Consider the following 13,139-nt stretch of genomic DNA (forward strand, 5'->3'; position numbering starts at 1 on the left):
AGCATGGCACAGTTTTTTTGTCTGAGCGCCTTCACCTTGAATTATCCTATATTCTGTGTTATAATATGGTGGAAAAAAGGCATGAATTTTGGCCCTGAAAATATTACGATTTGTGTGACACAGTCAGGCTCCGCAACGATAGTAATCAATGAAGGCTCCTGCATGAGCTTTCAGCTCCACCGACCGTGCATTATATCAGAGAGGGAAAAAGCCGCGGTCGGCGGGAGCAATTTAAAAAGGAGGGAAACCCATGACGGGCGGCGAATATCTTGCTCTTCTTGAAAGATCACCCAAACAGGCGCACGAGAAGCTGTTCGGCGAGTACTACAGCTATGTACGGACCATCGCCTTCAACCGCCTGAGGAGCACGGGGACTACCGAGGATATTGAGGAGTGTATCAGCGATATTTTTGCGCAGGTATTCTTCACATTCGGAGAGAAGTACTCAACCGGCGATATGAAGGGCTTTATAGGCACTGTTGCCAAAAGGATGAGCATAGATCACTACAGGAAGCTTGTAAGAAGCTCGGGTAAGACCTTGTCAATGGACGATGAGGGCACTCCCGTTCTGAGCGCAGGTATTGATCTGGAAAAGCAAAGTGAAAATTCGGAACTGAGACGTATACTGATCGACAGCATCAAGGAGCTCGGAGAGCCTGACTCAACTATTCTTATACAGAAATATTATTACAATAAAAGATCCCATCAGATCGGAACACTTCTGTCAATGAACCCGTCAACTGTCCGTATGAGGTGTAAACGCGCGGCAGACAAGCTGCGAAGGGTTCTGGAGAACAGAGGTATAAAGGAGGGGATGATATGAAAGACATAGACCTTGGTATCCTTGAAAATGCCGAAGATGACATTGTTGAGGAGCTGGTCCCCTTTTCAGCCGACGAAGAAGCGGTTATGAAAAGGCTGTTTTCTATGAGCGAAAAGAAATATAACGAGCTTATCAGACATTCTGATGATCCCGGAGAAGAAAAGAAAGAGAACGAGGAGAATATCGTCAGAGAGGAGCCGGAGGAAACCATAGTAGAGGGCGTGGAGGCCTACCGCAGACCTGCATGGCACAGACCCCTCTGTGCTGCGGCTGCCTTCCTGCTTATAGCAGGAGGAGTGGGTACGGGCTTTGCACTCAACAGGAGCAGCAAGTTTTCACAGGTATCTGAGCCCGCTTCCTATGAGGTGACCACAGAAGTGTTCACTGAGCCCGCTACCGAGCCTCTCACGGAGAGAGCCCTGACCGAGGCGGAGAAGAAAAAACTGTTCGAGGATTTGCTTCCTGTGTTTTTTGAATCATGGAGCCTCAATACTCTGGATCATATCGATACCGGGCAGGATAGCCTGACCTTCAGGTATGAATCCTTAGGCGAGGAGTTCGATGCTACCTTTTATAAAATGAACGATCCAAGGTTCAGTACATTTGCCGGTATGTGTGATTATTACGATGAATATATTATCTCGCCCGAGACCGCATTCAGCTTCGCAGGAGACGTAAGTGACCGTCAGCCCGGTGAACTTATAGACGAATGTTATTTCCTTGAATATAACGGAGAGCTCTATGCAAGATATGTTGCAAAGCACGCTTATTCCGAGAATGAATGGAAGGACGATATACTCTCTGACAGATCTTTCTTTGCAAGCAGCGGAAGATTTTCATGGGAACGTATAGTTAAGAATCAGCTTGAAGACGGCTTCATTGAGGCGCAGGCTCTCACAGTGGAGTTCGAGAAGGACGATGACGGTAAATGGAAGGTCATCACGGGCTCCATCGGCGGCACTGAATATGATGAGAACAGGGACTACACCGGATCGGAATATCCCCTTGTGAATGAAGGTCCCAGTTTTATGACAGATGAAGACATAGATATGAGCTCGGCAATCGATAATGTAAATAACTATCTGGAGTATCAGTACAATGACAGCTCTCTCAATTATGATATGCACTGGAGCATGATGACTGAGCTTCCCGAAAGCTATTATCACATCACCGATAATTTCAGGAACAACAACAGGTGGATAAGGTTCGTCCTTGACCCTTACAACGGCGACGGAGTCAGGAGAGTCATATATACCGACGGTTACGGAGTTGTCTTCGGCGAGGAATATTGAAAGATCCGAGGCTTTTTTGAAAAAAGGGTTGAAAAAAACTTTTTGGCGTGCTATAATATAAATACCATAGAGAGTGCGTGAGGGACAAGCCCTGTGACCGCACAGCAACCTGCCCGACAGGTAAGGTGCTAAAGCTTGAATGATGGAGTAAAAAGGCTTACAGAGCGGCTCTGTCGTGACGATGGAGCCGCTTTTTCGCACTTTTGTGGAATATTTTTCGAGGAGTGCATATTTATGAGAAAGATCAAGGAACTGCTGAAAAGCGAGGAAACGGTATGGGTCTATTTTGACAGCCATGAGCTCTGTGAGGAGTTCTTCCGCAGTGAGGAGGGCTTCCGCTTCGGCGAGCTCAGCCGTGACAAGTGGAAAACAGGTCACGTCATTGCTGTTCATCGGGACGGCACCATGGGACACCTGCCGCTTTTTATATGGGTCATGTCCTTCCGCGGCGGAGACTGCCCCATGAAGGTGGATTACAAGCGGTTTACCGCGGGAAATGAGGACTTTTTATGCCGCAGCTCACACTTTGCCTGCCGGATGTTCTTCACAGGGAAAGCAGGAGCATGAGCAGTCCTGAACGCAAGATACGACCGAGCAGCCGCAAAAAATGACTTGAAAAATTCGTATCATGTGTTACAATCAGTATTGAGAGCCCGAAATGCTTGGGCGATAAAAGGAAAGCGAGGTCATGACCTGAATGAAGAATGGCATTTTAAAGAAACTCTCAACAGCCGCAGCAGTTGTTTGCATGATCGGTGCGCTGGCAGGATGCAGCTCAAATAACGCCAAGACAGAGGTGTTTACCGAGAATGTAACAGGCTCTGCCGACGGCTATGACTATGAGCTCTGGAAGGACGAGGGCGACACGACCTTCAACGTAGAGCCGGGCGGCGGCACTTTCTCCTGCGAATGGAGCAATATCAACAACGCTCTTTTCCGCCGCGGAAAGAAGTACGACTGCACCAAGACCTACAAGGATCTGGGCAACATCACCGTGGACTACGGTGTTGACTATGACCCCATCGGCAATTCTTATATGTGCGTTTACGGCTGGACAAGAGATCCCCTCATAGAGTTCTACATCGTGGAATCATGGGGCAGCTGGAGACCACCCGGAGCTCCTATGGCACTGGGTACGGTCACTGTTGACGGCGGCACATACGATATATACAAGACCACAAGATATGAGCAGCCTTCTATCGACGGCACTCAGACATTCGACCAGTACTGGAGCGTAAGGCAGTCCAAGCCCGAGGGCGACGGCACAAAGATCGAGGGTACTATCTCCGTTTCCAAGCATTTTGACGCATGGGCTAAGTGCGGACTTGAGCTGGGCAATATGTACGAGGTTGCTCTGACCATCGAGGGCTATCAGTCCATGGGCAAGGCAAAGGTCTACAAGAACGAGCTCAAGACAGGCGGCACCTATGCCGAGGCTGCGGATATAACCGTTACTGTTGACAATGACGCTATCGCACAGCTTGCAGAGGCTGAGGCAGACTCGGGAACTCCCGAGGCAGTGGGCTTCTTCGACATAAGCTTTGAGAACGGCAAGGAAGGCTGGATCCCCAGAGGCGGTTCTATGGTAAGTGTTGACAAGGAGAACGCTTCCGACGGCTCACAGTCCCTGTTCGTAAGCGGAAGAACAGACAACTGGAACGGCGCTACCATAATGCTCAGCAGCGATACCTACAAGCCGGGACAGGCTTATAAGTTCAGCGCAAAGGCAATGCAGAACAGCGGCGAAGAAGTTACTATGAAGCTGACTATGCAGTATGACTGCGACGGCGAGAAGTACGACGAGGTGGCACTTGTGCCTGCAAAGAGCGGCGAGTGGGTAACTCTTGAAAATCCCGCTTATGTTATCCCCGACGGAGCTGAAAATCTCCAGCTTTACGTTGAGTCTCCCGACAGCCTTACAGACTTCTATGTGGACGAGGTATCGGGCGCTGAGGGCGAATGATAATCAGACTTAACGGCTGAGAATAAAATGAGAAAAGGGCAGGACGTCATCGGCGTCCTGCTTTTTTGTACGTCAAAGGCAAAAATGATGGAGAAAAGCCTGTATTCAGCGGAAAATTATATGTCATACTGCACAAAACGCTCCTTAAATTATCCACGTCAGGTGCACCTAAAGTACATTTTTTATCAAGAACATTGACAAATTTTATTCATTATGTTACACTTATTCTATAAGGGGGAGCTTAGGGGGCTCCTAATATTGACAGGAGGTATATGACAATGAACACTAAGAATCGGATCAGGGCATTCATCACAGCAGCTGTTATGGCTGCGGCACCTATGGCTATGAATATCCCCGCTGCTTCGGCAGAGGATTATGTAGTCGAGAACGGGCAGGTGCTCACACTTTTCGGCGACGTTAATTTCGACGGTGACGTTGGCATCTCGGATGCAGTACAGCTCAACCGCTATCTGCTGGGACATATCGGGGAACTGGGCAACATCAAGAACGCTGATCTCCTTGCTGACGGAGTTATCGACGTTTTCGACATGGTCTACCTGAGAAAACAGCTTGTAGGCGAGCAGAAGCCTGCGGGCACAAAGCTCTCCATCAAGGTTGTAGACATGATGACAGGCGAGCCGCTGGAGAATGCGAGCGTCGAGCTTTCCGAGCTCAATAATGATTATCTTTATACTATCGGCGGACAGGTCTCTACCAACGGCGAGGATCTCAATTACTACGGACTTCCCGATGATAAGGATTATCAGTATTTCGTCCACGTAACAGACCTTCCCGAGGGCTACGACGAGCCCTATAAGAACTGGGATCAGGTCGTCGAATTTGATATGCCCGCAGGTACAGCCGAGAAGGAGCTTGTTATCAGAGTTGCTGCTGACAATGTCAAAAACAATGTAAAGATCACCAGCATGGACTGGGGTCAGGGGATCGAGTACCTTGGCTACGGCAACCTTACCATCACTGACAAGGACGGTAATTACTACTATCAGAGAGACTATGATATGGAGTTTGCACTTCCCGACGGCGATTACCATGCAGACTTCAATCCCTTCGACTATCCCGTGGCACTGGTAGATCCCGACAGCGATATTGCTGCCAAGATCAAGGGATACTATCCCGATGCTACATTTGAGGACTGGTCAGAGGGTATCGACTTCTCTGTAGTTGACGGCAAGGCTGACAGAGATCTGTTCATAAATTTCGGAGGCATTGAAGGAAATGGCAATACCATAACCGTAAATTGCTATGATACTCTGACAGGTCTGCCTCTTGAGGGCGTTGAGCTCACACTTATAGAGGCTCCCTTGACCTATGCGAAGGAGACTAAGTTCACTTCCGACGGAACTACAAAGGTGTTTAATGATCTTTACTGCACATGCGGCAACAGCTACAAGGTAAGAGTGGACAGCGTTCCCGAGGGATATAAGCCCAGCAATGAAGAGAAATATGTAGGCTTCGGTTATGCATACAACTATTCCAGCAACTTTAATTTCTACTTTGAGCCTATAGACGGCGAGAAGGAGATCTCATTCAATGTTCTCACATGGCCCGATAAACAGCCCTATACAGGTGATGCTACATACACTATCTATCAGGGGAATGACACTATAATGACAGATGTGAAGCCGGGTCAGAAGATCGCCCTCAAGGACGGCGACTATATGATAAGCGGTTTCAGGTATCCTGACGATGATCCCTACCGCGGCGTATGGATCTGGACAGAGCTTGGCGCAGAGATGTCCAGAGAGCTTGATATATTCGAGGACGAGGCAATATACAAATCTGATATGGCATCATTCACAGTAAAGAACGGCAAGATCACAAAGGACATCACTCTTTACGTCGGCGAAAAGGACAAGGCAATGACCGAATACGAAAAGGAGCTCGTTGAAGAGGAGAAACGCCTTGAGGAGGAAGCCCGACTCAAAGAGGAAGAAAGACTCAGACTGGCTGAGGAAGGATAATAATAAAATATCCGCACAGTGTCTGCTGTGCGGATATTTTTTGCAAGCAAAAGCCCTGCGGCACATATAGTGCGGCAGGGCTTTGCTTTATAAAGGTGGTTCTGGATCTCTAAGTCAGTAATACTCTGAATATGTCTATATTATAACATTTTACGCAGAAAAATACAATGGCAAAATTGCCTATATTTGCCGTGAAACAGCCGCGTTTTTGCACTTTTCCGAGCAGCAGGCGGCGTTTTTACAGGCACAGCCCCATAAAGTCGGAAGGATCAACCTTTCAGAATTGTAATGTTAAGTAATACTGAGCGAAGGACAAAGCCTTGCAGAGGGTGTATAATAAGATCATGGAAACGGGGAAAAGCCCCGAGGATAAACAGGAAAAACGAAAGGAAATGATCATTATGAAAAAGTCAGAAAAGGTATTATTCGCAATTTACAAGGTTATCTACGTTATCACTATCGCTGCTATGATATTTGTTTACTTCAGGGCAGTATTCGACAAGACAGGAACATACAGCAGCCTTTCGGCAAACGACTTCTTTGTAGGCGGACTGATGTCATTTGTTATGGTGCTCATTGCCGAAAAGGAGAGCAGGGCAAAGAAGGACAACATTGCCGTTCTCTGATCGCTGTCTATAATATCTTCAGGAAACAGGAATGCCAAAATGGCGGAGCATGAAAAGCTATCCACATTTCCTGTTTATATAGATAAACTATCCATGAGGGCAAAAAGCCGCTGCATTCCGCAGCGGCTTTTGTCTTGTATTTACTTCATCAGGTCCTTGCCTGCATTCCATGCCTGACCTACCTTTTCGCCAACAGCGAAATAGCCGCTGCGGTACTGGTCAAAGATGAGGGCGTTTACCTTCTCGGGGAGTATCTTGTCCTTGTCGCCGATGACCTGTTCATCTGCGCTGACGTTTACTATCTTTCCTACGATGGCGTGCATATTGGGAGTATCTATCTCCTCAGCAAGCTCACACTCGATAGCAACGGGGAACTCTGTGATTATAGGAGCATTTACGAATTCGCTCTTTACAGCGTGGCAGCCTGAGCGCTCAAACTTATCGGGCATCTTGTTTCCCGTGGCGATACCGAAGAAATCCGCAGGAGCCATATTGGGGACGTCGGCAATGCTGACTGTGAAAGCCTTTGTTTCCATGATGTTCTTGGTGGTCTTGTGGTCTGCGTCGATGAAGAGGGCTATCTTGTCCATGTCACAGATCTGAGCCCAGGCAGCGTTCATTGCACAGATGCTTCCGTCAGCAGCGTATGCAGCAACGATGACTACCGGCATGGGAAACAGCGCAGGCTGTACACCTAAATTCTTTCTCATAAAAATACCTCCTTAAATTCAGCGGGATACCGCATATATACGTGAAAAGTCCGCAGCAGGGACTAATATGAATATAACATATCCTGCCCGTTTTGTCAACGCTCCGAAAGGGCAGCAAAAAGCTCCTTAGCGGTAAAAACTGTCAAGGAGCTTTGTATGTTTATGCAACTGCCTGTGCGATGGCTTCTACCTTGCCCAGATTTCTTATGGCAGGTATAGCCGAAAGCAGTGATATGATTATGTTGAGCGTCAGTGAAGCGATGAGGACTGCCGCTACCTTGCCGATATGGAGCATATTTGGCTCCCGTATGAGCAGGTATACGAATATGAGGAATAAGCCCAGTCCCAGCAGTGTACCGATCACTGCAGCCGTTGCGGAGAACATGATAGTCTCAAGGATAACGCTCTTGCGGAGCTGTTTCCTTGTCATGCCAACGCTCCTGAGCATCATCAGCTCGCGGCTTCTGTTTAGAACGCTGGTATTGACGCAGTTTATCATGGAGAGTATTCCCACCAGCCATATGGATATGAGGAAGATGAGGATTATCTTGACGATAGCCTTTACGAACTCTTTCAGTCCCGTTTTCGCCATGAAGAAATCTTCAAATTGGATGAGGGTGGTATTGTTTATATATTTCTCCATGGTACTGTTGGCTTTTTCGTAGTTTTTCATGCCGTTGACGGTGAGGTACATATCATATTCCGTGGTGTAGCCGTCTGCCATTTCAATGGGGACTATGAGGGCGTATCCGATAGCCTTCGGGCTGTAGACGACGCCTGAGACATCTGTCTTGAAACCCTGTGAGCCCTCAACGGAAATGGGCTTGCTGAATTTCTCGTACCTGCGCTCGCTGACCTCTGTGGTCTTGCCTGCATCCGGGTCATAGATGGTGTTGCTTATATTGAAGAATGCAGTGCCGCTGTCTCTGAACTCTTCATAGCTCATGCCTGTTATCTCGTCGAAATAGTCCCTGTTGTATTCGCCCTTGTCTACTGCAAAGACCATAGACATACCTTTTTCTAAAATGTTTGACAGTCTCTTGTCCGAGACCTCGGAGGTATCAGAGACGGAGGTAATCCCCGTTGTAAAATATGAGTTGATACGGAACTCTGAGAAGGCGTCATTCCCTGCGAAGTATTTATCTGCGTTTTCTGTGAAGCTGCCGTCTGCATACAGGGTCTGAACGTAGTAATCACAGTCGATCTCCCTGTTGAGTATTCCCGAGACGTCCTTTACGAAGGTGCCGATAAGGGCTGTGAAGGTGAACATGAGGACTCCCAGTCCCATAGTTATGGTAGAGATCACGAAACGGCTCTTTGAAGCGCCAATGTTCTTTCTGGTGTATCTTCTCAGGAACCTCTTTGAGCTCAGGTTCAGCTTTGACTTGTATCTGCGCAGTCTGCGCTTTTTGCTCTTGGGCTTGCCGAAATTCAGCGCCTCGGCAGGGGAGAGCTTTCTTGAAGCCCACATCGCCGATGTGAAGGCGGATACCAGTATCGCCAGTATACAGAGTCCAGCGGCGATGGCGAGGAATACTCCCTTTACTGAGAATTCAAACAGTGGGAAGCCTATCCTGTGGAAGGAGTTGAAGGCGCTGCGGCAGATGAATACAGCTGTGAGTATTCCCAGGGGTACGGCTGTTAGGCAGTAGAATACCGCTTCTATGAGGACTATCGCCGCTACCTGTCCCTTTGAGGCTCCCATGATACGGAGGGCGGCAAAGTGAGTGCTTCTCTCCTGAACAGCCATTTCAAAGGCATTGTCGATGATAAATCTTGCGATGAACCATGCTATGAGCAGGACTGCAAGAAGGGGCAGCACGAACAGGGGAAGTATGCTGTATATAGCGTCGGCGCTTTTCCATTCCAGTCCAAGCAGAGTGGAGTTTTCGTGGTGTTGGAAGGTATCTCTGTAGAACTCAGTGTTATAATCGTGACCGAGGTCGGTGAACAGTGTCTCCAGCGCCTTCTCATAGTCACAGTCATCCTTTACGCGGATGAACATTTCGTCACTTAAGCTTTTTTCGAGAAAGTGGTTCTTCTCGTATACTTTTTCAAGGTCTACGCTCTCACTCTTGGTGTTGACGAAGAATGAATAGGAGGTGCCGATACCTTTCATGCCGTTGGTGAAGCCCGCTATTTTCACGGTGTACTCCGCAGGCTCGCCGTAGCCTAAATCCGTGAGTGGATAGTCATCTATGTCTATACCCCTGAGCTGGAGACTCATGAACAGATTTGCTCCCGAAGCCTTCTGCTGAAGCTCCTCGGAAAGGTGCTCAAAGCCTATATCCATGGGTGTGAGGCTTGTGCCGTTCTTCTCCTTCAGCTCGGCACGGAGCTGCTTGATGATGTCGCTGTCCTCGTCCAGCCTTGCGCTGAATGGCGTGATGGTGAAGGTCACGGTATCTCCCTCTGAATAGCCCATTTTCTTGAAGCAGGAAGGGAGGAACACGCCTTCGGCATTATCGGTGTCGAGGTTGAAACTCGGATCGGGAGAATTGGCAGCTGACAGCTTCTTATTTCCGTAATAGCTGTCACTGATGATCATTTGTGCCCTTGATGAGCTTTTTCCGTCGCTTATCTCAAAAAAGCCGATATGCTCCTTGTAGCTCAGCCATTCCGAATGAGACTGGAGGTAATCGTCCACAACAGCGTGGTTCTTGACTATATCTAGAGCCTTACTATAATCCTCTGCTTGTCTTACCCAATTTGTTACGTCCACTTCCCACAAGCCGTCGTCATGCTCGGTGTAGTTGTAGAGTGTGGTGTAGAGGCTGCTGCCGAAGGAACAGACCGTGGCGAGTATGAATGCGGAGAGCATTATGCACATGAATGTGAGGAAGGTGCGGACCTTCTGGCGGCGGATATATTTGAGAGAAAGAGAGATGAGATGTTTCATTCTGCCGCCTCCTTATTCGCTGAGAACGCCGTCGGTGATCCGGCAGATACGGTCTGCCTGCGCAGCGATGCTGCCGTCATGGGTTATGAGTATGAGCGTCTGGTCATACTTCTTGATGGAGTTTTTCAGTATGGAGATTATCTCGCGGCTGTTCTTGCTGTCAAGGTTTCCCGTGGGCTCGTCAGCCAGTATGAGCTGGGGCTTGTGTACCAGAGCTCTTGCGAATGCCACACGCTGCTGCTGACCGCCCGAGAGCTCATGGGGGAAGTTCCGGCGCTTGCTGTCAAGCCCCGTAAGGCGCAGCAGCTCGTCAAGATACTCCATATCGGGGGGAGTGTTGTCCAGATTGAGGGGAAGAACTATATTCTCCTCAACATTCAGCACGGGAATGAGGTTGAAGTTCTGGAAGATGAAGCCTATGCTCCTGCGGCGGTAGGCGGAGAGGGCGTTGTCGCTGAGCCCTGTGATGTCCCTTCCGTCGAAGATTATGCTGCCGCTGGTGGGACGGTCAAGCGAGCCGAGACAGTTGAGCAGAGTGGTCTTGCCGCTGCCGCTCTCACCTGTGATAGCCACGAACTCGCCCTTGCGGACCTCAAGGTCTATGCCGTTTACGGCAAGGAATGCGTTCTCGCCCTCGCCGTACTGCTTGGTAAGTTTTTCGGTTTTAAGTATTATATCGTTTCCCATAACAGGACCTCCGTTCCTTATTCTGACTGTATTGTAAAGCATGAACCTTACAGGAAAGTTACAAAAAGCAAAAAACTGAGAAAACTCTCAGTTTTTCAGGAATATGAATTCAAATCGTGAGCCCTTGCCCTCCTCGGAGTAGATGAGTATCTCTCCGCCGTTGCCGCGGACTATCTCCTGTGAGATGGACATACCAAGTCCCGAGCTGTACATGGAGCGGTCACTGTTACCCGAGGCGAAGCGCTCGAAAAGCTTTGGTATCTCGCTTTGGGGTATGCCCTTTCCGTTGTCGGAGAGAGCTATGGTGACCTTGATGGGGTCATCGCTGACCTCGGCGGATATTTCCGTACACTCCGAGTGGTCGGCGGAGTTCTTGATGATGTTCTCCACAGCCTCACAGAGCCAGCCCTTGTCGCACATGAGCCTGACATTTTCGTCAAGGTCGGTGCGGACGGAGATATTTTTCTTGCGAAGCATTGGTGCAAGGCGTTTCAGCGCAAGACTGCAGATCTCCGCAGGGGAGTTGTCCTGCATATCGTATTCAACGGCGTCGGCGTCGAGCTTAGCCATTTTTATTGCTTCTATGACCATGTTCTCCATGGCGTCAAGATTGAGCTGTATCTCGTCGGAGAGCTTTGTGCGCTGCTCCTCGGAGATGTTTGGGAGCTCTGCCAGCATATCCGTGTTGAGCCTTACCACCGCAAGAGAGGTCTTTATCTGGTGTGAAAGGTCGGTGAGGAAGCCGCGGAGGTATTTCTGCCCGCTGCTGAGAGTGAACAGGGTGTGGTCAAGTCTGCTGACCAGAAGATCTGCGCTCTCGGCTACCCTGCGGACTGAGCTCAGGTCATGGCTGTACAGGGTTATCCTCTTTTCGGGGGAGTCCGCAGCGGCTATGCACTCGTTGCGTATTTTCTCGAGGTCGCGGTATATCGCCATGAGCTCTATTACAGCGGCAATGAACCAGATAAGAGATACCGCCGCCATTAGTCCGAACACAGGGACAAATATACGCCTGCGAATGCCCTTGTAGCTGTACATGAGCTGCGGCGGCAGGCTGCGGTCAATGCCGTATTCGCTGAGCAGCTCCTCGCCTTGTGAGATATGCTCCTCGTCGGGAGACTGTGTGAGCTTTCCGCCCCCTGCAACTGACAGTCCTGCCTGTATCTGCTCCGAGACTATCCTCTCAGCGCATTTTCCCGAGATGAAATAGGCGGCTGCTGCGGAGACACACAGCAGCAGTACAAGTATCAGCACCAGCCTTCTCGGAGCACGGTTGTTTATGAATCTGTCCATTTATAGCCTATGCCTCGCTTTGTAACTATGGTGCCGCAGCCCTCTGCATTGTTGAGCTTTTCGCGGAGCCTGCTGATATTCACGGAGAGTGTGTTGTCATTTACGAAGGTGCCCTTTGAGTCCCAGAGGTACTCAAGGATCTGGTCGCGGGTCAGGAACTGTCCGCGGTTCTGCATGAGGTAGTTCAGCAGCTTCTGCTCCAGGGCGGTCAGATCCAGCTGAGGTACATCGGGTATGCGTCTGAGATTGGCTCTGATACGTGAGAAGAGTTCGCGGAGCCTGAATGGCTTGGTAATGTAATCGTCGCCGCCGCTGTCAAGTCCGCGGATTATGTCCGCCTCGTCGTCGCAGGAGGTGAGGAATATGACAGGAGCCTTTATGGTCCTGCGCAGACGTCTGCACAGCTCTATGCCGTTGCCGTCGGGGAGCATAACGTCCAGTATTAGCAGGTCAGCCTGAGCAGCAAGCTCCTCGGCTTTTTCGGTGGTGGAGACCGCAATGACAGTATAGCCCTCTGTCTCCAGTGCCATAGTTATGTTTTTGCGCAGGGTGTTGTCATCCTCTGCAAGAAGAATAGTACTCATGTTCAGCCTCCTTTGTTTTAGGCAACACCGCACAAAGCACACCTAACGGCTTTGCACTGAATCTGCTTGCATATTTCCCGTCATCTTGCACAGAAATTTCTTGACATACGTCAGTATGCCGGCGAAATTTCTATACAATCTGACGAAAAATCTGACGGCGCATCTTCAGCACAAGCTTTGTGCGGTGTTGCCTTTATATTTTAGCACATTAGCTGAGATAAAGCAAGGGAGACGGAAAAAATTCCCGTCGGTACTGTTATACCGTGAAATAAGCAGCGCT

11 protein-coding genes and 1 riboswitch are annotated in these 13,139 nt (G+C 49.3%); of the genes, 6 read left to right on the top strand and 5 right to left on the bottom strand.

Going from position 1 to position 13,139, the window contains the following annotated elements; all coding sequences use genetic code 11:
• The first annotated feature begins 250 nt into the window (after positions 1-250).
• The 6 genes from T488_RS0111750 to T488_RS0111775 all read left to right on the top strand — a co-directional run bounded on the left by T488_RS0111750 (position 251) and on the right by T488_RS0111775 (position 6,686).
• Positions 251-823, top strand: coding sequence for an RNA polymerase sigma factor (locus T488_RS0111750; RefSeq protein WP_028520967.1), 573 nt, complete (start codon positions 251-253; stop codon positions 821-823).
• The gene (locus tag T488_RS0111755; protein ID WP_028520968.1) at positions 820-2,115 is read left to right on the top strand and encodes a hypothetical protein; all 1,296 of its coding nucleotides are present in this window, start codon (positions 820-822) and stop codon (positions 2,113-2,115) included. Before T488_RS0111750 ends, T488_RS0111755 begins: the two co-directional genes overlap by 4 nt.
• A 61-nt stretch (positions 2,116-2,176) precedes the next feature.
• Positions 2,177-2,264: riboswitch (SAM riboswitch) on the top strand.
• 85 nt (positions 2,265-2,349) lie between these two features.
• On the top strand, positions 2,350-2,682 hold the full coding sequence (locus tag T488_RS0111760; RefSeq protein WP_037297996.1) for a hypothetical protein: 333 nt from the start codon (positions 2,350-2,352) through the stop codon (positions 2,680-2,682).
• A gap of 130 nt (positions 2,683-2,812) precedes the next feature.
• Positions 2,813-4,078 carry a glycoside hydrolase family 11 protein gene (locus T488_RS19350; protein ID WP_082320517.1) on the top strand — a complete coding sequence of 422 codons (1,266 nt, stop codon included), beginning with the start codon at positions 2,813-2,815 and terminating at the stop codon, positions 4,076-4,078.
• Positions 4,079-4,356: 278 nt separating this feature from the next.
• Positions 4,357-6,060 carry a dockerin type I repeat-containing protein gene (locus tag T488_RS0111770; protein ID WP_028520970.1) on the top strand — a complete coding sequence of 568 codons (1,704 nt, stop codon included), beginning with the start codon at positions 4,357-4,359 and terminating at the stop codon, positions 6,058-6,060.
• Between the two features lie 401 nt (positions 6,061-6,461).
• A complete protein-coding gene (locus T488_RS0111775; protein ID WP_028520971.1) occupies positions 6,462-6,686 on the top strand; it encodes a hypothetical protein in 225 nt (74 codons plus the stop codon).
• Positions 6,687-6,826: 140 nt separating this feature from the next.
• On the opposite strand, the gene T488_RS0111780 is transcribed toward T488_RS0111775, so the two are convergent.
• From T488_RS0111780 to T488_RS0111800, 5 genes are all read right to left on the bottom strand, one after another.
• On the bottom strand, positions 6,827-7,396 hold the full coding sequence (locus T488_RS0111780; protein ID WP_028520972.1) for a flavin reductase family protein: 570 nt from the start codon (positions 7,394-7,396) through the stop codon (positions 6,827-6,829).
• 160 nt (positions 7,397-7,556) lie between these two features.
• Positions 7,557-10,295 carry an ABC transporter permease gene (locus tag T488_RS0111785; protein ID WP_028520973.1) on the bottom strand — a complete coding sequence of 913 codons (2,739 nt, stop codon included), beginning with the start codon at positions 10,293-10,295 and terminating at the stop codon, positions 7,557-7,559.
• A gap of 12 nt (positions 10,296-10,307) precedes the next feature.
• A complete protein-coding gene (locus T488_RS0111790; RefSeq protein ID WP_028520974.1) occupies positions 10,308-10,982 on the bottom strand; it encodes an ABC transporter ATP-binding protein in 675 nt (224 codons plus the stop codon).
• Between the two features lie 87 nt (positions 10,983-11,069).
• Positions 11,070-12,275 carry a sensor histidine kinase gene (locus tag T488_RS0111795; RefSeq protein ID WP_028520975.1) on the bottom strand — a complete coding sequence of 402 codons (1,206 nt, stop codon included), beginning with the start codon at positions 12,273-12,275 and terminating at the stop codon, positions 11,070-11,072.
• Positions 12,260-12,859 carry a response regulator transcription factor gene (locus tag T488_RS0111800; RefSeq protein WP_028520976.1) on the bottom strand — a complete coding sequence of 200 codons (600 nt, stop codon included), beginning with the start codon at positions 12,857-12,859 and terminating at the stop codon, positions 12,260-12,262. The genes T488_RS0111795 and T488_RS0111800 overlap by 16 nt, the downstream gene beginning before the upstream one ends.
• Positions 12,860-13,139 lie beyond the last annotated feature (280 nt).

The organism is Ruminococcus flavefaciens ND2009, from assembly GCF_000621785.1.
Lineage (GTDB): Bacteria > Bacillota > Clostridia > Oscillospirales > Ruminococcaceae > Ruminococcus > Ruminococcus flavefaciens_C.

Coding starts and splice junctions, on each gene's coding strand:
- T488_RS0111760 (WP_037297996.1), top strand. CDS start 2,350: ATGAGAAAGATCAAGGAACTGCTGAAAAGCGAGGAAACGGTATGGGTC.
- T488_RS19350 (WP_082320517.1), top strand. CDS start 2,813: ATGAAGAATGGCATTTTAAAGAAACTCTCAACAGCCGCAGCAGTTGTT.
- T488_RS0111800 (WP_028520976.1), bottom strand. CDS start 12,859: ATGAGTACTATTCTTCTTGCAGAGGATGACAACACCCTGCGCAAAAAC.
- T488_RS0111775 (WP_028520971.1), top strand. CDS start 6,462: ATGAAAAAGTCAGAAAAGGTATTATTCGCAATTTACAAGGTTATCTAC.
- T488_RS0111790 (WP_028520974.1), bottom strand. CDS start 10,982: ATGGGAAACGATATAATACTTAAAACCGAAAAACTTACCAAGCAGTAC.
- T488_RS0111795 (WP_028520975.1), bottom strand. CDS start 12,275: ATGGACAGATTCATAAACAACCGTGCTCCGAGAAGGCTGGTGCTGATA.
- T488_RS0111785 (WP_028520973.1), bottom strand. CDS start 10,295: ATGAAACATCTCATCTCTCTTTCTCTCAAATATATCCGCCGCCAGAAG.
- T488_RS0111750 (WP_028520967.1), top strand. CDS start 251: ATGACGGGCGGCGAATATCTTGCTCTTCTTGAAAGATCACCCAAACAG.
- T488_RS0111770 (WP_028520970.1), top strand. CDS start 4,357: ATGAACACTAAGAATCGGATCAGGGCATTCATCACAGCAGCTGTTATG.
- T488_RS0111780 (WP_028520972.1), bottom strand. CDS start 7,396: ATGAGAAAGAATTTAGGTGTACAGCCTGCGCTGTTTCCCATGCCGGTA.
- T488_RS0111755 (WP_028520968.1), top strand. CDS start 820: ATGAAAGACATAGACCTTGGTATCCTTGAAAATGCCGAAGATGACATT.